At 37.1% G+C, this 21766-nt stretch carries 18 protein-coding genes; all 18 read left to right on the top strand.

Features of this window, described 5'->3' with window-relative positions:
• Window positions 1-3: 3 nt before the first annotated feature.
• Window positions 4-2328: a GumC family protein gene (locus NBC122_RS07535; protein ID WP_133439787.1), complete on the top strand. Its 2325-nt coding sequence runs from the start codon at window positions 4-6 to the stop codon at window positions 2326-2328.
• 576 nt (window positions 2329-2904) lie between these two features.
• Window positions 2905-3255, top strand: a complete 351-nt coding sequence (locus NBC122_RS07540; protein ID WP_133439788.1) for a four helix bundle protein — start codon at window positions 2905-2907, stop codon at window positions 3253-3255.
• Between the two features lie 244 nt (window positions 3256-3499).
• A complete protein-coding gene (locus NBC122_RS07545) occupies window positions 3500-4348 on the top strand; it encodes an ABC transporter permease (protein ID WP_133439789.1) in 849 nt (282 codons plus the stop codon).
• A gap of 733 nt (window positions 4349-5081) precedes the next feature.
• Entirely contained in the window at window positions 5082-6317 is a 1236-nt protein-coding gene (locus tag NBC122_RS07550; protein WP_133439790.1) for an ABC transporter ATP-binding protein, read from the top strand.
• On the top strand, window positions 6314-7147 hold the full coding sequence (locus tag NBC122_RS07555) for an FkbM family methyltransferase (protein WP_133439791.1): 834 nt from the start codon (window positions 6314-6316) through the stop codon (window positions 7145-7147). Before NBC122_RS07550 ends, NBC122_RS07555 begins: the two co-directional genes overlap by 4 nt.
• A 117-nt stretch (window positions 7148-7264) precedes the next feature.
• On the top strand, window positions 7265-8113 hold the full coding sequence (locus NBC122_RS07560) for a glycosyltransferase (RefSeq protein ID WP_133439792.1): 849 nt from the start codon (window positions 7265-7267) through the stop codon (window positions 8111-8113).
• Window positions 8114-8122: 9 nt separating this feature from the next.
• A complete protein-coding gene (locus tag NBC122_RS07565; protein ID WP_133439793.1) occupies window positions 8123-9133 on the top strand; it encodes a glycosyltransferase family 2 protein in 1011 nt (336 codons plus the stop codon).
• Window positions 9134-9157: 24 nt separating this feature from the next.
• Window positions 9158-10642: a hypothetical protein gene (locus NBC122_RS07570; protein WP_133439794.1), complete on the top strand. Its 1485-nt coding sequence runs from the start codon at window positions 9158-9160 to the stop codon at window positions 10640-10642.
• Between the two features lie 59 nt (window positions 10643-10701).
• Window positions 10702-11550, top strand: a complete 849-nt coding sequence (locus NBC122_RS07575; RefSeq protein WP_133439795.1) for a glycosyltransferase — start codon at window positions 10702-10704, stop codon at window positions 11548-11550.
• Window positions 11551-11805: 255 nt separating this feature from the next.
• Entirely contained in the window at window positions 11806-13236 is a 1431-nt protein-coding gene (locus NBC122_RS07580; RefSeq protein WP_133439796.1) for a hypothetical protein, read from the top strand.
• A gap of 87 nt (window positions 13237-13323) precedes the next feature.
• On the top strand, window positions 13324-14316 hold the full coding sequence (locus NBC122_RS07585) for a glycosyltransferase family 2 protein (RefSeq protein ID WP_133439797.1): 993 nt from the start codon (window positions 13324-13326) through the stop codon (window positions 14314-14316).
• The gene (locus tag NBC122_RS07590; RefSeq protein WP_133439798.1) at window positions 14313-15413 is read left to right on the top strand and encodes a hypothetical protein; all 1101 of its coding nucleotides are present in this window, start codon (window positions 14313-14315) and stop codon (window positions 15411-15413) included. The genes NBC122_RS07585 and NBC122_RS07590 overlap by 4 nt, the downstream gene beginning before the upstream one ends.
• A gap of 53 nt (window positions 15414-15466) precedes the next feature.
• Complete coding sequence (locus tag NBC122_RS07595) at window positions 15467-16729, top strand: glycosyltransferase family protein (protein ID WP_133439799.1); 1263 nt, start codon at window positions 15467-15469, stop codon at window positions 16727-16729.
• A gap of 74 nt (window positions 16730-16803) precedes the next feature.
• Window positions 16804-17622, top strand: a complete 819-nt coding sequence (locus NBC122_RS07600; RefSeq protein WP_133439800.1) for a GT-D fold domain-containing glycosyltransferase — start codon at window positions 16804-16806, stop codon at window positions 17620-17622.
• Window positions 17623-17624: 2 nt separating this feature from the next.
• Window positions 17625-18512: a glycosyltransferase family 2 protein gene (locus tag NBC122_RS07605; protein ID WP_133439801.1), complete on the top strand. Its 888-nt coding sequence runs from the start codon at window positions 17625-17627 to the stop codon at window positions 18510-18512.
• 213 nt (window positions 18513-18725) lie between these two features.
• Complete coding sequence (wecB, locus tag NBC122_RS07610; protein ID WP_133439802.1) at window positions 18726-19844, top strand: non-hydrolyzing UDP-N-acetylglucosamine 2-epimerase; 1119 nt, start codon at window positions 18726-18728, stop codon at window positions 19842-19844.
• The gene (locus NBC122_RS07615; RefSeq protein WP_133439803.1) at window positions 19841-20593 is read left to right on the top strand and encodes a glycosyltransferase family 32 protein; all 753 of its coding nucleotides are present in this window, start codon (window positions 19841-19843) and stop codon (window positions 20591-20593) included. Before wecB ends, NBC122_RS07615 begins: the two co-directional genes overlap by 4 nt.
• A gap of 5 nt (window positions 20594-20598) precedes the next feature.
• A complete protein-coding gene (locus tag NBC122_RS07620; protein ID WP_133439804.1) occupies window positions 20599-21765 on the top strand; it encodes a glycosyltransferase family 4 protein in 1167 nt (388 codons plus the stop codon).
• The last annotated feature ends 1 nt before the right edge of the window (window position 21766 follow it).

Consider the following 21766-nt stretch of genomic DNA (forward strand, 5'->3'; position numbering starts at 1 on the left):
TTAATGGAATTGTTGGAAAACTCCGAGCCGTTAAAACGGACAAAGACGGTTAATATCAAAAAAGAAATCGGGAAGTACCTGAAGAAATGGCCTTGGTTTTTGCTCAGTCTCGCCGTGTTTTATGGGGGTGCTAAAATCTACCTTAAATATACACAGGCCCAGTACAGCAGCAAGACTTCTCTTAAACTGAGGGAATCGAAAGGAAACAGTTCCGCTGCGCTGAGTGATCTGAAAAACCTTGGAATGGGTGTCAGTGGAGACAATGAGCTGCAGGGTGAAACCACGATCATCGTTTCCAAACCGATTTTAGAAACGGTAGCAAAAAACCTTAATTTGGGCGTCAGCTTTTTTAGTTTGGGTAAAATTAAAGAAGTGGAACTTTATAATGACAGCCCTTTATCGGGAAAGATCATCAGCATCGATCAGCCCGATCAGTTTTCCGGAGCAACTTATACCATCAATCCCGTGGGCCGTAATTCCTTTAAGCTCAACGATTCAAAGACCGTTTACCGGTTTGGGTCTCCTGCCCGTTTTCCTTTCGGCACCGTACAGATCAATGCAAAACCCGGCGTCGTTTTGACCGATCCCATCAAGGTGGTATTTAACAGTCTCAAAAGCGCGGTAGCAAATCTGGAAGGGCGAATCTCGGTAAGTTTACCGGAAAACAAAGGACTGCTCATGGAAGTAGCCATGGTAGGACCTGTTCCGAAAAAATCAGAAGATATTTTAAATGAACTCGCCAAACAGTACATCATTGATGGGGTGAACGATAAAAACCAGGAAGCACAAAATACCCAGAATTTCATCAATGAGCGTTTAGAAGTGATTACCGATGACCTCTCGGGTATTGAAGGGCAGAAAGAACGGTTCAAACAGTCCAATCAGATGACCAATCTGGAGGCACAGGGGAGTATGGCCTTAAGCAAAGCAGAGGAGAATACGAAGATCATTCTGACCCAGTCGATGCAGTTGGATCTGGTCAATTCAGTCTTGGCAGCCAGCGCGACAGAACAGCTGTTGCCAACGGGAATGGGTCTGCCTGCCGGTGCCGAAAGCAATATCACCGAGTACAACAATCTCCTGCTCACCCGGAACAGGGTTTTAAAACAGGCGACGGGCGAAAATCCATCGGTGATTGAAATGAACAAACAGATCGCCGTTACCAAAAATTTAATCCGGAAAAACTTAATAGAAGCGCGCGAAATCTTGCAGCTTCAGGTTGCTCAGGCCAATGCCCAGCTCAATCTGGCCAAAGGAAACATCAGCAAATTTCCCACCCAGGAAAAAATGTTCCGGAGCATCGACCGGCAGCAAACACTGAAAGAACAGCTCTACCTTTATCTTTTACAGAAGAGAGAAGAAAATGCCATTACCCTGGCAGTGACGGCACCGAAAGCGAAGATTATCAATCCCGCCTTCACCACCGGCATTGTACAGCCCAATTCCAAACGCATTATGAACGGGGCGCTCACGGCTGGCTTTCTGCTGCCGCTGCTCTTTCTGATTGTCTGGAACTCCCTGGATACCAAAGTACACACCAAGGAACATATCATGGCTTTAATGCCTGTGTCTGCCGTGGTCATTGCAGAAATCCCGGTCAACAGTGAAGAGAATGCCGTGGTTCACCCTAATGACTTTTCTACTTTTGCCGAATCTTTCCGGATCTTAAGTTCCAATCTCAAATACCTGTTAAAGGCTAAAAAGACCGAACTCGGAGATGTCGTACTGATCACTTCCTCCATTAAAGGCGAAGGAAAAACCACGGTGTCCATTAATACCGCCTTAACTTTAGCCGGAAAAAATAAAGTAATCATCATCGGAGCCGATATCCGGAATCCGCAGCTGCACCGTTTTGTCCACGGAAAAAATATTGGTTTGACCGACTATCTGGTCTCCGACAAGACCGTGCCCGATTCTTATATCGTCCCTTCCAAAGTGAACGACAATCTCGACGTCCTTTTCAGCGGTCAGATCGCCCCCAATCCCAACGACCTTCTGGATATGGAGAAGTTTGCAGAAATGATCAGCTATCTCAAAACCAAATACGACTATATTGTTTTAGACTCTGCGCCCGTCATGCTGGTGAGTGATACCCTGCAGCTGGTAGAGAAAGCCGATGTCCTGCTCTACGTCGTAAGATCCGAATTTACAGAAAAGGGGATGATCGATTTTGCTGCCGGCTTCCAAATCGAAAACCAGATCAGCAACATGGCTTTTGTGCTGAACAGTGTGAAACCTGAAAATACGAGGTATGGTAAGAAGTATGGGTATGGGTATTATTCTTATACGCATGAGATTGAGAAGAAATGGTGGGAGAGGCTGATGTGAGCAAGTGAATGAGTGAATGAGTGAATAAGTGAACATGTGAACATGTGAACCTGTGAACAAGAGAACCAAATCGTAAGTGAACTTGTGAACGAGTGAACATGTGAACCTGACAGTGAGAGAGCTTGTGAATAAGAGAACCAGATAGTAAGTGAACTTGTGAACGTGTGAACGAGAGAACATGTTAACAGGAGAATCTTATAGTAAGTGAACTTGTGAATGAGTGAATGAGTGAATAAGTGAACATGTGAACCTGTGAACCTGTGAACAAGAGAACCAAATCGTAAGTGAACTTGTGAACGAGTGAACATGTGAACCTGACAGTGAGAGAGCTTGTGAATAAGAGAACCAGATAGTAAGTGAACGTGTGAACGAGAGAGCATGTTAACAGGAGAATCTTATAGTAAGTGAACTTGTGAATGAGTGATTAAGATTTATATTATCAAATTTGCATTATGATTACTAAGCTATTTACGACCCACTGTTCAAACCTTCCCAGGTTCCCAGGTTCACAAGTTCACAAGTTCACAAGTTCCCAGGTTCACACGTTCGCAAGTTCACAGCTTTAAAACCACCAATATGAATAACCACAAAGATCTGCTTGTTTATCAAAAATCGCTCGATTTAGTAGAATTAATTTATAGGATTACGCAGTCATTTCCTGCCGAAGAAAAATTTGGACTGACCAGCCAACTGAGAAGATGTGCGGTATCTTTGCCCTCTAATATTGCAGAAGGGGCCGGAAGAAAAGGAACAAAAGAGTTTATCCACTTTTTATATATTGCATTAGGGTCATTAAATGAAGCGGAAACGCAGATGGAGATTTCCAGACGTTTAGGATTTATAGCAGATCTTACTGCTTTTACAGAACTTTTTCTGCATATCAAGAGGATGCTTTTGAAATTGATTGACAAACTGGACGGCAAGTGAATATGTGAATATGTGAACAAGAGAACATGTGAACAAGAGAACATGTGAACAAGTGAACAAGAAAGCCCGCCAGTTCCCAGGTTCACAAGAGAACAAGAGAATATGCGAACAAGAAAGCCAGTTCACACGTTCACAGGTTCACAAGTTCACAGGTTCACAGGTTCACAAGTTCACAGGTTCACAAGTTCACAGGTTCACAAGTTCACACGTTCACAGGTTCACAAGTTCACATTAAAAAAAAACAATGACCAAAGAAACCCAACCCACCTACTACATCCACTCCAAACAATCGGTTTTCTCGCTCAACTTAAAAGAAGTCTGGGAGTACCGCGATCTGTTGCTGATGTTGGTGAAAAAAGATTTTATTACCTTCTATAAGCAAACGGTTTTAGGGCCGCTGTGGTTTATTGTGCAGCCTTTGCTGACCACGGTAATCTACATCATCCTGTTTGGAAATATTGCCAAATTATCGACCGACGGCGTGCCGCAGGTGCTCTTTTACCTCTCCGGAATTACGGTGTGGAATTACTTCTCCGAAAGTTTAACCAAGACCTCTTCCGTCTTTACGGCCAATGCCGGGATGTTTGGGAAGGTGTATTTCCCACGGTTGATTATGCCGCTGTCGATTGTGGCTTCGTCGCTTATGAAATTTGCGGTGCAGTTTGGCATCTTTGCAATCGTGCTGCTGTACTTCGTTATTTTTACCGATGAGGTACACCCCAATATCTGGATGTTGTTTACGCCGGTTTTAATACTGCTCATGGCGATGTTCGCGCTGGGAATGGGGATGATCTTCTCGTCCCTGACGACCAAATACAAAGACCTTACGTTTCTTTTAACCTTTGGCGTTCAGCTGTTCATGTACATCACACCGGTGGTGTATCCCATTTCGGCTTTACCCGAGAAATTCAGGTTTCTGGTCTATATGAATCCGCTGTCCTCCATTTTTGAATGTTTCCGGTACGCCTTTCTAGGGTCCGGCAGTTTCGATCTGATGAGCATCCTCTGGAGCAGCATTTTCATCACCTTCATTCTGGTTATCGGCACGGTGATTTTTAATAAGGTGGAGAAGAGTTTTATGGATACGGTGTGAGGTGTGGGTGTGAAAACTTGTGAACTTGTGAACGTGTGAACAAGTGGGAGTTATTGAGTGATTGAGTTTTTGAGTGATTGAGTTTTTAAGTGATTTTAATGAAATGTTTGTTGAGTACTTTAGTGGAATAACAGCATAGTGATTGCCATGTCATACGGAGGCTGAGTGTAGCCGAAGCCGGTATCTGTATAACATCCTGCACTGCATCCTGCACGGTGCAAGATTCACGGTGCAGGATGCAGGGTGCATCCTTTGGATGACTGCCGATTCCCACCATCTGCGAAGCGGGAGGCGAAGCCCAAAAGGCGAAAGCCCCTATTCCCCTCCTCTGGAGGGGTGACCCGAAGGGTCGGGGTGGTATCTACGCAGTGATTGCGATGATTTTGGTGAATGTATGAATGGTCAATGGTGAATGTGTGAATGGTGAATCCTGTCACCGGTCGCTGAGCGGAGCCGAAGCGAAAATCGCACCCCGCACCCCGCACCCCCATTTATTTTTCCGGCAGCGATAACATAAACTCCGGTTTCCCTAAGAAATCTTCATCAACACCATTGCTTAATTAAAAACTTAATGCTTAATTTGTAAATAATTTCATAAAACACTTAAAACCACCCTCTAAAATAAAAAACCACCAACATCCAACATCCAACATCCAACATCCAACATCCATCACCCAACATCTATCCGTCTATCATCTATCCGTCTAATATCTATTCCCCCAACATCCCTCCCTTGAACCCCAACACCGCCATCACCGCCCACAACATCTCCAAACAATACCGCCTCGGTGAGGTAGGAACCGGCACCCTTACGCATGATCTGAACCGCTTCTGGGCAAAACTCCGGGGCAAGGAAGACCCTTTCCTGAAGATTGGGGAAAGCAATGATCGCACGTCGAAAGGTGAAAGCGATTATGTGTGGTCTTTGAAAGACATTAATTTTGAGATCGAGAAAGGCGATGCCGTGGGAATTATCGGCAGAAACGGGGCGGGAAAGTCGACCCTGTTGAAACTGTTGAGCCGGGTGACCAAACCCACCACCGGACATTTTGAAGTACAGGGCAGGATCGCTTCTCTGCTGGAAGTAGGAACCGGTTTTAATCCCGAAATGACGGGCCGGGAAAATATCTTTCTGAATGGGGCGATCTTAGGAATGCGCCGCCAGGAGATCAAAAGAAAGTTTGATGAGATCGTGGACTTTGCAGGCGTAGAGCGGTATATCGATACGCCCGTGAAACGCTATTCTTCCGGGATGTATGTAAGACTGGCTTTTGCCGTTGCCGCGCATTTGGAATCGGAGATCCTCATTGTCGATGAAGTGCTGGCGGTAGGCGATGCCGAGTTTCAGAAAAAATGCCTGGGGAAAATGGGGGATGTCTCCAAAGGGGAAGGAAGAACGGTTTTGTTTGTGAGTCATGATTTAAACGCTGTTTCACAATTATGCAATGTGGGAATTCTCTTAAATAATGGTGAAGTTGAATACAGAGGTCCAGCAAGGGAAGCAATATCAAAATATTTAAGCGATGGTGTAGATGATGCGGTGTATATTAATCCTATTGATAGCAGTTCAAAAGAAATATTTATCAAGAAAATTGAAGTTCAGAAATCAACCGGAAGCGTAAGCAGTGAATTCTATTTCGATGAAATAATTAATTTAAAGTTTAATATCGAAATTAAAAACAAAAATAAGTATGTTAGCTTATTTGTTATGATACTTGATTCTAGAAAAAAAAGAATTTTCGCCTGTGAGACTGAAAATATAAAGGACGAAATAATACTCTCTTTTGAAGCAAATACTTTAGTCAGAGGTTCTTACTCAGTCCATGCTTTTATTAATGAACCGAAAATAAAACAACATGACGTGGCAGAAGATGTATGTAAATTTGTTGTATTAGATGCCAGTTCTTACCTTTCTAAACATGGCGATTATGATTATGGTTCAGTGTTCGCAAAACATACTTGGAAATGATGAAAATAATACAAGATTTAAAGTCTCTGCTGTTGCAAATTTTACAGCTTATTAAAAATTATTTGGATAGGAACAAGACTAATATTAAAACGGGGATTACCACTGCTGAAGTAAATAGAATATCTAATTTAGCAAGTCTTCAGGAGAATAAAGCGAAACTATTTTCTAAAGATTTTTATTTTTCTGATAACAATGGATTTTTACATTCACTAAATGAAATCTTTGATCAGGAAGTCTATAAATTTAATTCTGATAACCAAGCTCCTCTTATTATCGACTGTGGCTCCAATTATGGGCTAAGTATTCTCTACTTAAAAAAACTTTTTCCTAAATCTAGAATTATTGCTTTTGAGCCTGATGCAAAAATTTTTCAAATTCTGAACAGGAATATTATAAACTACAATCTTAAAGATGTAGAGTTACATAATGAAGCGGTCTGGACAGTAGATACAGATTTGAATTTTTATTCAGAAGGATCTTTAGGAGGAAGAATATCAAATGCTGAACAGAATCATTACACAGTAAAAGCAATTGACTTTAAAAAATATCTCAATCAAAAGATTGATTTTTTGAAGATGGATATTGAAGGAGCGGAAAACTCGGTGATTTTTGACATAAAAGACTATTTAAAAAATGTTGATAAACTCTTTTTAGAATATCACGGAATTGTAGGTGAAAACCAGAATCTTGGAGATATTTTAAATATGCTTTCCAGTGTGGGGTTTCAATATTACATAAGAGTTGCCGGAGAAACGATGCGTTATCCATTTTGTGGTGAGCGACCTAAAATATTCAATCAACAGTTAAATATATTCTGTTATAGAAACTAAAAACTCTTTGAATGCATATAAAAGCACTTTAATTTTATCATGATTTTTTTAGAATAGCAATCTTAGAAGCACAATTCGGGAATTGTGTTTAAAATATATCCTGACTGAGAGATAAAAATGATTTCAATAATAATTTGTTCCAGAACTCCGGAAATAAGTCCCCAACTTTTTCAAAATATTGAAGAATCAATTGGTTATGACTATGAAATAATAGTAATTGATAACTCAAAAAAAATCTATTCTATTTTTGAAGCGTACAATATAGGGATTAAAAATAGCAAAGGAAATTACTGGTGTTTTGCTCATGATGATATTTTGTTACATACTCAAAATTGGGGAAAGGAGATCAAGAAAATTTTCGAAAATGACGAGGAGATAGGTTTAATTGGAATTGCAGGTTCAAAAATAAAAACCCGAATGCCCTCTGCTTGGTTTGATTGCGACGAAAGTTTAAAAGTAAATTCTTTGATACAACATTTTAACTCAGATAAAGTTAAATTGTGGGAACGGGGCTGGAAAGACAGCCGCAATGAGGAAGTTTCTGTTATTGATGGTGTTTTTATGGTGGGTAGGAAAAATGATTCCATTAAATTTAATGAAGAATTGAGCGGCTTTCATAATTACGATTTAAATCTTTCACTCGCTTATAAAAATGCAAATTATAAAGTTATCGTAACGAGAAACGTATTGATAGAACATTTTTCTATTGGGAAAATTGACAAATCGTGGTATATCTCTGCTTTACAATTCGATACTGAATATGGAAGATATTTACCTTTAAAAGTGAATGATATCATTTCTAAATCCGATTTCAGATTACAGGAATTAAAAAACGGAACGACGTTTTGTTTATATCTAATAAATAACGATTTGAAATTTGAGGCAATCAAATACTGGATCAAATTAATAAGTTTAAAGCCCGTTTCAAAATTTCATCTTCATTTTATTAAATTACTCTTAAAATAAATGTAGTATATGCCTCCCCCAGTAGCAGTTTCAATAATCATTCCCAACTACAACCATGCTTTATACCTAAAGCAAAGGATCGATTCTGTGCTGCAGCAAACCTTTCAGGATTTTGAATTGATTATTTTGGACGACTGTTCCACAGATAACAGCCGACAAATAATTGAGGAATACCGTACGCACCCCAAAGTGAGCAAAATGGTGTATAATGAACAAAACTCCGGCGGTGTCTTTAAGCAGTGGATCAAAGGAATAGAAAACGCAAAAGGTGAATATATCTGGATCGCCGAAAGTGATGATTATGCTGATGAAAACTTTCTACAGCAAACCTTAAAAGTAATTGAAAAGGATGATTTTATTGGGATGGTTTTTACCAATACGAATACGGTAAATAGTGAAGGGGAATTCCGCTGGACTACTGAAGAAAATAAATCTAATTGTTATGCTGAACTAGCAACTTTAGACAATACCATCAATAAAGACAATGCTTCTCAATTTCTGGTCTCTGAAATGATTATCGCAAATGCGAGCAGTGTACTCTTTAGAAAAAGTAGTTTGGTGGCTATTAATTTTGAAGAACTTAAAAAATTCGTCAATACCGGTGACCGATTTGTTTATTTGGGAATTGCCTTACAGTCAAATATTGTTTATATTTCTAAACCATTAAATTTTATGCGGTCGCATGAGCACAATACGACGAAGAAAAGTTTTGAAAACGGGAATATTCACAAAGACCGCCTCAGGGTTTTGAATTATTATTTTAATGATCTTTGTGCCACCGAATTAAATTGCAGAAATGTTGTTGCCTTTTACAAAACCAATTATTTATCTTTTATTCATTACGGCGATTATTATGACAATGCCGCATTGCTGAAAAAGCTAAAAGAAAGAAATGAAATCCAAAATAGCTTTTATCATGTAGTGATGTTTAATTTGTTTTTATTTAGAAAAGCCAATATAAATTCAAGAATTCTCAAAGGATTATATTACAGAATTTTAGTACGACAAAACTCACTTTAATCTGAATTATTTAATATTATGATCATGTCCCAGCTGAAGCCTCTTGATAAATTGTATTTATTAACAATTTTCGCTTTTATTATTGCTTTATTGTTGCCATTTGTAATTAATAATGTTCTATTGACTGATGATTTGGCAAGAGTGTATGGGGCTTTTTTGTACCATCAAATAAAATATTTTCCAGATTATTTATACAGATACCTAAATACGGAAACGATGTCATCGCGGCCTATTTCGGGTCTTTTTACTGCGGTTATTTCTTATTGGACAGGTTTTTATGAGAAACTTTATTATTTAGGCTATATCTTTTTTATTGTCGCTATCTATTTTGTTTTTAAATTATCAAAGTGCCTTACGAACAATATTTTTTTCTCAATTATAACTACTGCAATCTATTGTCTTATTCCTATTGGCACTTCACTTCTATATTCCCCATTGATGCTGAATTCTAGTCTTGCTACCATTTTTTATTGTATCAGTCTTATTGTTTTAATAGAAAAAAAGCAGACCACTAGAACATTGTTTTTTAGCATACTATTTTTCATTTTGTCGGTTCTTTCGTATGAGGTTTTTGCACCTTTGATTTTTTTAAGCCTGCTGTTATTAAAAAGAAATAAAATTATTTATTTATTGAGTGTAATTACTTCCATTTTTATATACAGGCAACTAATAGAACCACAAATATTCACCAATTATTTCCACAGAAGCGATGTTGCGCAATTGTTTCAAATTAAAAGAAACATTATGGTGATTTTTGATTTTATAAAGGCTTTGACCTATGATCTTTTGCTTTCACTATGCAGATCCATTCGCGCAATAAGATATTTCACTTTGTATGATTATTTGCTTCTAAGTTTGTTTAACCTTTTTACATTTTACTATATAAGAAGTAAAAATATAGTTGTCGAATTCTCTAACAATCTGAATATCAAATTTAATTTCTTTATAATATTAGGAGTTGCCTGTGCAACCTTAATTTACTTTGGCTCCGGTTATTTTCCTGATCTTTTTGGCTATAATAACAGAACAATGGGAGCGCTTAGGCTCTATGGTGTTTTATCTTTAAGTTATTTTTTGTTTAAAACACGAAATCATTATTTAATTTTCGTTGTTATATTGATTTTCTCAGTAAGTGCCATCAGTGTGAAAAATGCCTGGCTTTATAGTTTTAAAATTAATAATGAAATATTTCGAAAAATAAGTGCTCATAAAATATCTACTGATAATGATATCAAAATACTTTATGTAATTTTCGACCAGAAAAATACAGATTTAAAAACTAATTTTAGTGAACAACGTAAGAAAGACCGTAATGCCTTTTTTTTAGATCCACATTTTATCCTTCAGGAGCCGATGTTTTTCGCAACGTGGGAGCACAGGTATTATGTAAGAAAATTAAATTTAAACAAAGATCTCAAAATTCACTATTTTTATTCTACGGATGAAGCTAAATCAAAATCATATTATTTATATAATTTGGCTACGGATAAAATATCAATAGTAAAATAATAATGTACGGAGTATTTGAATTGCATTAAAATACTCCCTTAATGTAATTATAAATTTAAATGACCAATCCACTCTTCTCCATCCTCATCGCCCAATATAACAATGGAAAATATTTCCAAGACTGTTACAAAAGTATTATGGCACAAATCTATGATCATTGGGAAGTCATTATTGTTGATGACGGTTCGACCGATGATTCCGTAGCAGTGATGAAAGAAATTATTGGCAATGATGCCCGTTTTAAGATTGAGATCAACTCTGAAAACAAAGGATGTGGCTTTACCAAAAGAAAATGTGCCGAACTGGCAACAGGTGAAATATGCGCTTTTCTGGATCCTGATGATGTAATTACCCCAGACGCACTTTCGGTGATGGTTGACGAACATGCAAAACATCCTGAGGCTTCTATGATTTATTCCAAACCGTTTTGGTGTGATGAGTATTTGAATATACAAAGCGAAAGAAAATCTCAACAAGTAGAAAACGGTGTGTCTGACTTTTTTGATCTAGACGGCTATTTATTCGCTTTCCTTTCCTACAAAAATGATTTCTACCATAAAACTGAAGGCATCAACAGTTACCTGCAGAGAGCGATAGATAAAGATTTGGTTTTAAAACTATACGAAACCGGCCCAGCTTTTTTGAAAGACAAGGCCATGTACAAATACCGCATTCACCCTAATGGTATTTCTACCAATCGGAATCAGGATAAAGCGTATTTTTGGTATTGGGTTACAATTATGGATGCCGCAAAAAGAAGAAACCTTAACATAGAAGATCTTTTTATTGAAAAGGCCTTACAAAGTAGGAGAGAGGTTTCACTGGAAAAGGAGATTGCTGCTTATAATAAATCAATCATTTTTAAAGTATTACGAAAGCTAGGTTTATTTAAATTATTTGTCAATTAACCACAATATAGAACTGATTTTCGGAAGCAAATACGAACAAATGACATAGTCTTTTTTGAATCAACTACTAATTCTGGCAAAAAAAACCAATCAATACTGATGTTAAAAAATATATTATTTCACTCCTCTTTCTTTCTACTTTGTTCCCTGTCATTGATATTAATTATTTCAAATATATCCTTTCTTTGCAATTTTGATATCACTGTTTTTAACGTTGTCGGTAGCGTGCTGATAAGTGTCTTTATTATGATCTATATGGTTAAAAAAAGCACTGATATTATTGTTTCGATCGTTGCGGCACTCCTCGTGTCGGTGGTGAGTTACTATTTAGCAATTACCTATTTTGATCTTTCTTATGATGGTCAAGGATACCATCAGGAAACCATTTATTTGTTGAAAAACGGCTGGAATCCTGTTTATGGAGAGACCAAGGCTTTCAGATCCTGGATTAATTATTACCAAAAGGGCAATGAAATTATTCAATCCAATATCTACTTGTTAACAGATAAAATTGAAGCCGGCAAGATGATTAATGTCCTGTTTATCTATATCGCATTGGTCACCTTTTTTATTTTTTTATCGACCTTGCAAATAAAACATATTTACAAATGGATCATTACGTTTATCGTAGTTTTTAACCCCGTCGTATTTACGCAGGTTTTTACGAACTACCTCGATGCCAACTGGTACCTGACTCTGGTTATTTCTTTATCATCACTATTGACTTATTTTTCAAACCGAGAACGGTTAGGATTGATTATTTTCATCCTTAGTTCTGTGATTTTTTGTTCGTTAAAATTAACCTCCATTCCGGTTTTTATCGTCATTGCAGTTTTCGCCTTCTCTTATCATCTGTTTTTTCATAAGAAAAAAATGATAATGCCCTTTTTAACAGTCCTCCTACTTTCTGGTATCTGCAATGTTCATCCGTTTTTAACAAACGTGCAACATGGATATCACATTTTACATCCCTTTGCGGGCGCTAAAAAAAGTGATATCCTCAACCAGAATATTCCGGAAGTATTGTTAAATAAAAATCGAGTGGAAAGAATATTGGTGTCCTTATTTTCGGAGTCGAGTAATGGCACAAAAGCAATCCTTTATGAGGGATTAAAAATGCCCTTTGAGGTAAATAAAGCGAACTTATACATTAGCTATGATACGAGATTAGGAGGATTTGGATTTCTTTTTAGTGGCATTATAGTACTTACATTATTGATGTTCCTATGTATACTTTTTATAAAGGAAGAGAAATTTTATAAAAAAATCTTAATCATTGTTCTTGCATGTATTGTTTCCACGATCATTGTTAATCCCGCCAGTTGGTGGGCAAGATTATCTGCACAGATTTGGTTATTACCAATAACAATAATTATTTTTGGCCTTCTTTCTAAAAAGAAATTACCTAAATTATTATCTCAACTATCTTTATTTATATTTATGTTGAATATTTTAATACCGGGATACTTAAATTTCAATGAACTGCAGAACAACAAAAAAATAATGAATCAATTCGTTAATTCTGTTGGTAAAAAAACGATTATTTTAGACCTCTCAAATAAATCTGGTTTTCAACAATATTATCTGAAGTTCAGGGAAAGAAATATAAAATATAAACTTAATAATATTACCGATAAAAGTCATCTTGCACCATTTACACCACATGTATATTATGAAATAGAATAAGTTTCATATATATATATGATTGACTTTTTAAAGTTAGAATACTATAATTCAGGTTAAGAGAGTATTATCACCGATCATTCTTTTTAAATGCACAAAATAAGCATCATCATTCCAATCTACAATGTAGAGCAATATCTACCGCAATGTTTAGACAGTGTCGTCACCCAAACCTACCCAAATCTGGAGATCATTTTAGTTAATGATGGCTCAACAGATTCCTGTCCTCAGATTTGCGAAGCATACTCTGAAAAAGATTCCCGGATAACAGTAATCCACAAACAAAACGGTGGCTTATCTGACGCAAGAAATGCAGGGTTTAATATTGCCACCGGTGATTTTATTTCTTTTGTGGACAGTGATGATTTGCTTTCACCGCACTTTTTTCAGAAACTTTTTCAAGCACTCACCACGCACAATGCGGATATCGCAGAATGTGAATTTAAGAAATTTGCTAACGAGGAGGAAATCAAGTACTTTCCCGATAAGGCAGAAAGTTCCATAAAGGTATTTGAAAGTGAAAAAATGATGGAAGCACTATTCAAAGGGCCGTTGCACGTTATGGTATGGAATAAGCTCTACAAGATTGCATTAGTTCGTGGTAAGCTTTTTCCTGTGAACCGCATAAGTGAAGATGTATTCTGGACGTATAGAATATATGGTGAGGCCATAAAAACAGTGAAAATAAACGAAGAATTATACTTTTATCGTCTGCGAGACGATAGCATCATGGGGAGCAGATACTCAATTAAGCGTCTAGACAGTTTAGATGCTTACGAAGAAAAAATTGATTATTTAAAAATGAAATTTCCAAATCTTGTTCAGGATGTCAGAAAGGCTTATTGCTTTGTATTAATCGATAATTATATTCAATTAAGACAACATAATGAGGTTGATCCGGATAAGTTCCACCGAAATATTATATTAGAAAAAATAAAGAGTTACAATTATTGGACTGAGCTCAAAAAGTGGAGGTGGAAGGATTTGGTGTGGTATAAGCTTTTTTTATGGTCGCCCAACGGCTACGCGTCGCTACGGAAATATATGGATAAAAAGTCGAAACGGTTAAATGTACAAAAATGAAAAAACGAAGCGCATCTGCATTTCGTAGAACTATAAATAAAACTCCACATCTTAAAAGTAGGATATTGTGGCTTTATGATACGCTGCATAAGTATTTGCCTTTTATTGTGGGTACACTTACTCGCTCTCCTGCTTATTTAAAAAATAGGATGAATTCCAAAGTAGTCGCAAAACCAGGTACCTTGTCTTTTGAAGGTGGCGTTTTCAATCCGGGTGCGCTCCTCGTTGATGACTGCCATGTTCTACTTTTAGCAAAATCTCAAGTGCTTCCATTTTTTAAAGCAGTGGGTAAAAAACGGGAGTTGTATTTAAAAGGCAGCCCTGTTGCTTTTTTAGTAGATACCTCTTCTTTGCAAACAATTAAATCCTGGACGATACCTAAGATGGTCGGTTTCCCTCAAGAAGAGGAATATGCCATTGAAGATTTAAGATTATTCAAGTGGGGAGACCATAAAATGATTAACCATACCATCATCACAAAACAAAGAGTGCAAGGATATCTTTCAATAAAATCAACTTCCTCGGCTTTATCAGAATTAGACGATCGCGATCAAACCCTCAAATTTTGTGCGTTGCCCAAAATTGATTTTGAGCGTCAAGAGTTTGAAAAAAACTGGGTGTACGCTGAAAAAGAGGAGCAGTTGCTGTTGTGGTATTCAGTCAATCCTTACAGGGTCTTGGCTTTACAGGACGAAGAAAATTTTAATTTTAAAACCCGAATCCATCAGCAACTTTCCGGAAAGATCACTGATCCCGGTGGCTTCGGAACCATGGTGTCTTTCAGTACTAACCCAATTGATTTTGATGAAAAGCATTGGCTCGTCATCATCCACCAGTTTAAAAAGAAAATTACCGGTCGATGGTATGTGCATTGGGCAGTGCTTATTGACAAAGCTACAGTATTACCAGTGCAGATCACTTCCAAACCCATCTTTACTGGAGCGGGAGCGAGAGGACGAGTGCCGGGTTGCCGCTACATTTCTTCGGTGGTTAAAGTGCGGGATGAACTTCTTTTTTTTGCGGGTGAAGGTGATGTTTATGTAACAGTAACAAAAAAGAAAATTATAGAAATAGAATCATTATTTACTCCAATCTAATACTAATTTTGTATATAGATTTGCGCAAACAGATGATCAGTTAAAATGAAAATATGAGAGTTTTATATGTCGTTGGAACTAATTTAAGAAGGAATACTTCAGCAAACATCAGCCATAATGCTTATGTTCAGGGGTTATTGGAAAATGGATGTCAAGTGGAAATTTTGATGTCAAGTTCAAGTTGGGGCGAAGAAGATGATGCGCTTCCAATATGGACGGATGCCAAATATCATATATACAACTCTGTATCATTGATTGACAGAGTAAAATCAGCATTTAAAAATAAAATAGATAAAACGCGTACCAATGATAAAAAGGTTGACGTAGCCAGTGAGTTTACATCTGGAGAAGATACTCCGAATCACAGTTTTAAAATAGCTATAAGAAATATTATAAAGACAACGTATGATTTTCTTTTTAACACTTCTTACATCTATAATTTAGACCGCATCTGGTTACGAAATGCCAAACATTTTAAAGAAACCTCACCTTATGATTTAATTATTTCTAATTCAAGTCCTGCTTCAAGTCATAAGCTGGTTTTAGATTTATTTTCTAAGAAACATATTTCAAAAACTCGTTGGATTCAAATTTGGGAAGATCCTTGGTTTTTTGATCTTTATGGAGGTCATAATGAAAAGATAAGGAATGAAGAACATCGCTTATTGCGAGCAGCGGAAGAGATATTTTATGTAAGTCCACTCACGCTGGAATATCAAAAACAACATTTCCCGAACTGTGCTTCTAAAATGAAGCATATTCCACTGCCTTTCTTACACCTTAGCGAAGGAACGCGAAGAGAGAATGTTGGTAATCTTAAATTTGGCTATTTTGGTGACTATTATTCTAAAACTAGAAATCTAAACCCATTTTATGATGCAGTGGTGGACAGTGAAACCGAAGCATATATCTATGGTGATTCCGACTTAACGCTACCTTCGACAGAAAATGTTACTGTAAACGGGCGGGTAACTTTAGATAGATTAAACCTTCTGCAAAATCAGGTGGAGGTGTTGGTCCATCTTTGTAATCTGAAAGGTGGTCAAATCCCTGGTAAAATCTATCACTATTCTGCCACGACCAAACCAATTTTATTTATCTTAGACGGCACGGAAAGGGAAAAAAAAATGATCAAAGAATATTTTATCAAATTTAATAGATACCATTTTTGCGAAAACACAAAGGAGAACATTCTAAATACTATTATTTCATTTAAATTAGGTAATGAAGAACTGGTAAGGCAACCAGTATCTAATTTTGCACCAAAACAAGTCATTGCAGAAATACTTCATGGAAAAATGGGGTGGAGAATATAAAAAAAATTAAGAAAAAGCAAGATTGTGGTAGTGAATGCGAAAAATAATTTAGAATTAACAAAATCATTAATAATATGAAATGGTCCACTATTGTAGTTCACCAATTTAACAAAGCGCTTAATGTGTTCAAGTTAAATATTTCCGATACCGGTGCATCAATCGAACTTTTATGTCAAAATAATTTTTCAATGGCTCGATATGGCGATGGTGAATTAAATATTATGATGGGCGGTGATATTCACTTTCAGCCGTATAATAGTGAATTAGCAGGAAGGTTAAAAGAAATTTTGAGATCTTACGATGAACAATCTGCTTTAAAAATTGGTGTGCCCTTGGCGATCAATACGACTGCCGGATACAATAAGACAGCAAAAGATTTTTGGGAAATGAACCTTAGTTCTGGTCGTATGCATTGGTTTCGATATTGTGGATTGCGGAAAAAATTTATTAATGCAAGCTTGACAAGATGTTATATCGATTATGAGGAAAAGGAGCAGAGCCTATTATGGTTTCAGCAGATTCAAGCACTTTGGAGAAATAAAAAGGTTCTTGTTGTAGAGGGTGCTGCCTCCAGAATGGGAGTTCAAAATAATCTTTTTGATAATACAGCTTCTGTTAACCGAATTATTACCAAATCAAGTGATGCATGGATTGTGTACGCTTGGATTTTAGAAACAACCTTGAAAGTGGCAAAAAACTATGACTTGATTTTAGTTTCTTTAGGCCCGACAGCAACTGTGCTAGCAGCAGATGTCAGTAAACATGGGTATCGGATTTTGGATATTGGTCATATTAGTTTAGAATATGACGAGTACCAGAACGACGGTTTAGGAGTAAATCAGAATGATTGTAAAATTAAGTATCAAAATCAAATCATTGAACAAATATTTTAATCATGCAGATTACCGTCTTCACTACAACTTATAATAGGGCTTATATTCTACCCAATCTCTATCATTCTTTATTGCGACAGCAAACTAATGATTTTGAATGGTTGGTTATCGACGATGGTTCTACCGACGAGACTGCCCAATTAGTAGCAGGGTGGGTCGCTGATGGACCGTTCCCAATTCGCTATTTCAAAACGGAAAACGGTGGTAAACCGCGCGCGATAAACAAAGCTGTTGAATTGGCAAATACCCCTTATTTATTCATTATTGACAGCGATGATTATTTAACAGATGACGTTATACCATTTTTCTTAAGTGAATTGCAAGATTTTGTCCGAAAACCTGAATTAGTAGGTTTAGGTATTATGAGAGGCAACAACCCACACCAACCTTTAGGATCGCCAAGGTTCGGCGACCAAGATTTTATAGATGCTCCTCATCTCGAAAGAAACAAATACGGTCTGAATTTCGATTGTAATGAACTCTATAAAATAGAAATTCTTAGGCAATTTCCCTTCCGCGTATGGGAGGGGGAGCTTTTCTCTCCCGAAGAAATCGTCTTATATGAAATGGATTTGCACGGCTACAAAGTTCGCTGGTACAACAAAGTGGGCGTAATTTCAGAATATTTGGAAGACGGACTTACCGTGAATGCTTTCAGTCTTCTCAAAAAAAACCCAATGGGCTACGCCATGTCTTTCAACCACCAACTGAAATATAAAAAAACTTTTAAAGAAAGATTCACCAGCGCTTACCTCATGATCTGTTACACCTTACTCGGTAAAAATATTTTCTATCTTGCAGAATCGAATGATAAACTAATGACCGTGCTGGCTTTCCCTGTAGGAGTGCTTGTGTCTGTGCGCAGGTGGTGGCAGTTTAGGAAAGCATAAGTATTAAATTGAATAATCTTATAATCAGATACGGGAAATTAAAAAATGGGCATCGCTGCATGCATTGGATCACGTCCATTAAGACTCGCTAAAACTCTGCTGCTTTACCAGCGATTAAAAGGAATTTAAAGACGCATTATTTATAGTTATAACATTTATAAAACGTCTTATTATGTCACGAAATGATTTAAATATCAATAAATTTGCTTCACTATGAAAAAAATCCTCCTTTGTTTCGGAACGCGCCCAGAAGCGATTAAAATGGCGTCATTGGTTCACGAACTTAAAACTTCCAACCAGTTTGAAATAAAGGTGGCGGTTACCGCGCAACACCGTCAAATGCTGGATCAAGTTCTGGATTTTTTCGAAATTGTTCCGGATTATGATTTGGACATCATGAAGGAGAACCAAAGTTTAAATGAATTGTGTGGACGAATATTTATGAAAATCGACAGCGTTTTGCAGGACTATAATCCTGATTTGGTTTTAGTACATGGTGATACTACAACCTCCGCTGTTTGCGCTTGGGCTGCTTTTCACAGAAATATAAAAGTAGGACATATAGAAGCCGGTCTTCGTACTTTTGATAAATGCAGCCCATTTCCAGAAGAAGTAAACAGACAAATTACGGGAAGAATTGCAGATTTTCATTTTGCGCCAACCTCAATTTCTTCACAAAATCTATTGGCAGAAAAAATAAACCCACATAATATTCTAATAACCGGCAATACGGTAATTGATTCCTTACTTTGGACTAAAAATAAATTGGATCATAATTTTGGAAATCTCCGAATAAAAGAGTTAAAACAAAAACTTGATTTTACAAAAAAGATTATTTTAGTGACAGGTCACCGGCGCGAAAACTTTGGCGATGGTTTTCTCAATATTTGTAATGCCTTAATCAAAATTGCTGAAAACAGTGAGGTTGAAATTGTATATCCCGTACATCTAAATCCTAATGTGCAGATGCCTATTCTGAAACTTCTTTCAGGTATAAGTAATATACACTTGATTGATCCATTAGATTATCCGACTTTTGTATGGATGATGAGTAATTCTTATTTTATTATCACCGATTCAGGTGGGGTACAGGAAGAAGCGCCATCGTTAGGAAAGCCGGTTTTAGTTATGAGAAATACAACAGAAAGACCCGAAGCAGTTGATGCGGGCACCGTTATTCTCGTGGGAACAGACAGCCAGAAGATTGTTGCTGCATCTGAGAAATTGTTAAACAATGAAGTGGAATATAATAAAATGAAGCAAACGCATAACCCATACGGGGACGGACAAGCCAGTCCGAGAATTCGTAAGTTTTTAGAAAATATAATATGATACCAAAAATCATCCATTATTGTTGGCTCAGCAATGATCCATTTCCCAAAGATATCGCAGCATTCATAGCATCATGGCAACTCAAATTGCCGGAGTATGAGTTCATGCTATGGGATTTAAGCAGGGATCAGATAGGCGAAAATCTATGGGTACAGCAATCATTTGAAGCAAAAAAATATGCCTTCGCAGCAGATTATATCAGAATTTATGCATTGTATGAGTACGGTGGTATTTATTTGGATACCGACGTTGAGGTAATCAAGAGCTTTGATGATTTACTCCATCTGCCTTATTTTGCCGGGACTGAAGGTGGCAACTGGATTGAGGCTGCAGTCCTGGGCGCTGAAAAGAGTGCTGATTGGCTGAAAGATATTCTCACTTACTTTGATAAGCCCTTTGTCAATGGGGATGGCAGTTACGCCATGGTTACTTTACCTCAGGTCATGAACAGCATTATTGAAAGAAAAAGACAGATTATAGTAGCCGACAAAAAAGAAATTGGTGAGAATATGGACCGAAATTACCAATCACACTTTTATCTTTTCGAAGAAGATTTTTTCAGTCCTAAAAATATGGGTACCGGTGTTATTAAGAAAACAAACAATACCTACGCAATACATCATTTTGCAATGAGTTGGATTCCGACAAATCAAAAGATGCTTCCAAATATTAAAAGGGCATTGATGAAAATGTTTGGGGTGCATAATATTAATGCTGTTATTGGGTTTTTGAGATTAATTAAAAAATAGTTTTAATGAAAGTTCTTTACCTTACCGATCAAACTTTTCTCCACGGTGGGGTAGAAAAGGTTCTATCCCAGAAAGCCAACTATCTTACAGATCAGTTGGGTGATGAGGTAACCATTGTAACCTACCGGCAACAGAACCAGAAACCGGTGTACGCTTTCAGCGATAAGATAAAGTTGATCGATTTAGGAGTGGATTATGAGATTGTAAAAAGTTATTTCCATCCTCATAATCTGAAAAAAATTCCGCACCATTTCGCCAGCTTAAAGAAAGTTTTAAAGGATATTCAGCCAGACGTCATAATCAGCTGCAGTTTTGGACCTGATTTTTATTTTATGCCCTTTCTGGAAAAACAGATTCCGAAAATCAAAGAGTTTCATTCCTCACGGCATTTTTACAGTGAAAATTCCTACTCAGCAAAAGACAAACTGTTGAATATACTGTCAGCGACTTTAGAGAAAAAGTACCATCAGTTGGTTGTTCTCAACGAGTCTGAAAAGGAGTTTTATCAAAACAATCAGATTACAGTCATTCCCAACCCCGCTGAAATTTCAGAAAAAAGGGCAGAGGTCTCTTCCAAAAAAATAATGGCTGCCGGTCGGATTTCACCCGTCAAAAATTTCGGTGATCTGATAGAAGCATTCGCCAAAGTGATCAAAGATTTCCCCGACTGGGAACTGCATTTTTTTGGTGAAGACTATGTCGGTACTCAAGGGAAATTAGAACAGAAAATCAATGCTTACGGTCTGCAAAACCATATCAAATTCATGGGCGTTTCCCCCGATCTGAAAACGGAAATGCAACATTACAGCATCTACGCCCTGACTTCTGAAACGGAATGTTTCCCCATGGTTTTATTAGAGGCGTTATCTGTTGGGATGCCTGTAATTTCTTACGACAGTCCCACCGGTCCAAAACATATTTTAACCGATAACGAAGATTCTTTTCTTGTCCCTTATAAAAATTTAGATATTTTTGTAGAGAAACTTACAGAACTGATGCAAAATGAAGACCTCCGCCATGAAATGGGACAAAAAGGACGACAAAATGTACAGCGCTTCAGTATTGAAAAAGTAATGCACCAATGGAAAGATCTATTTACTTCATTAATCAATAAAACATCTAACATCCAACATCTGTCACCCATCAGCCAACATCCATCACCTAATATCTAAC

It is taken from the genome of Chryseobacterium salivictor, assembly GCF_004359195.1.
Lineage (GTDB): Bacteria > Bacteroidota > Bacteroidia > Flavobacteriales > Weeksellaceae > Kaistella > Kaistella salivictor.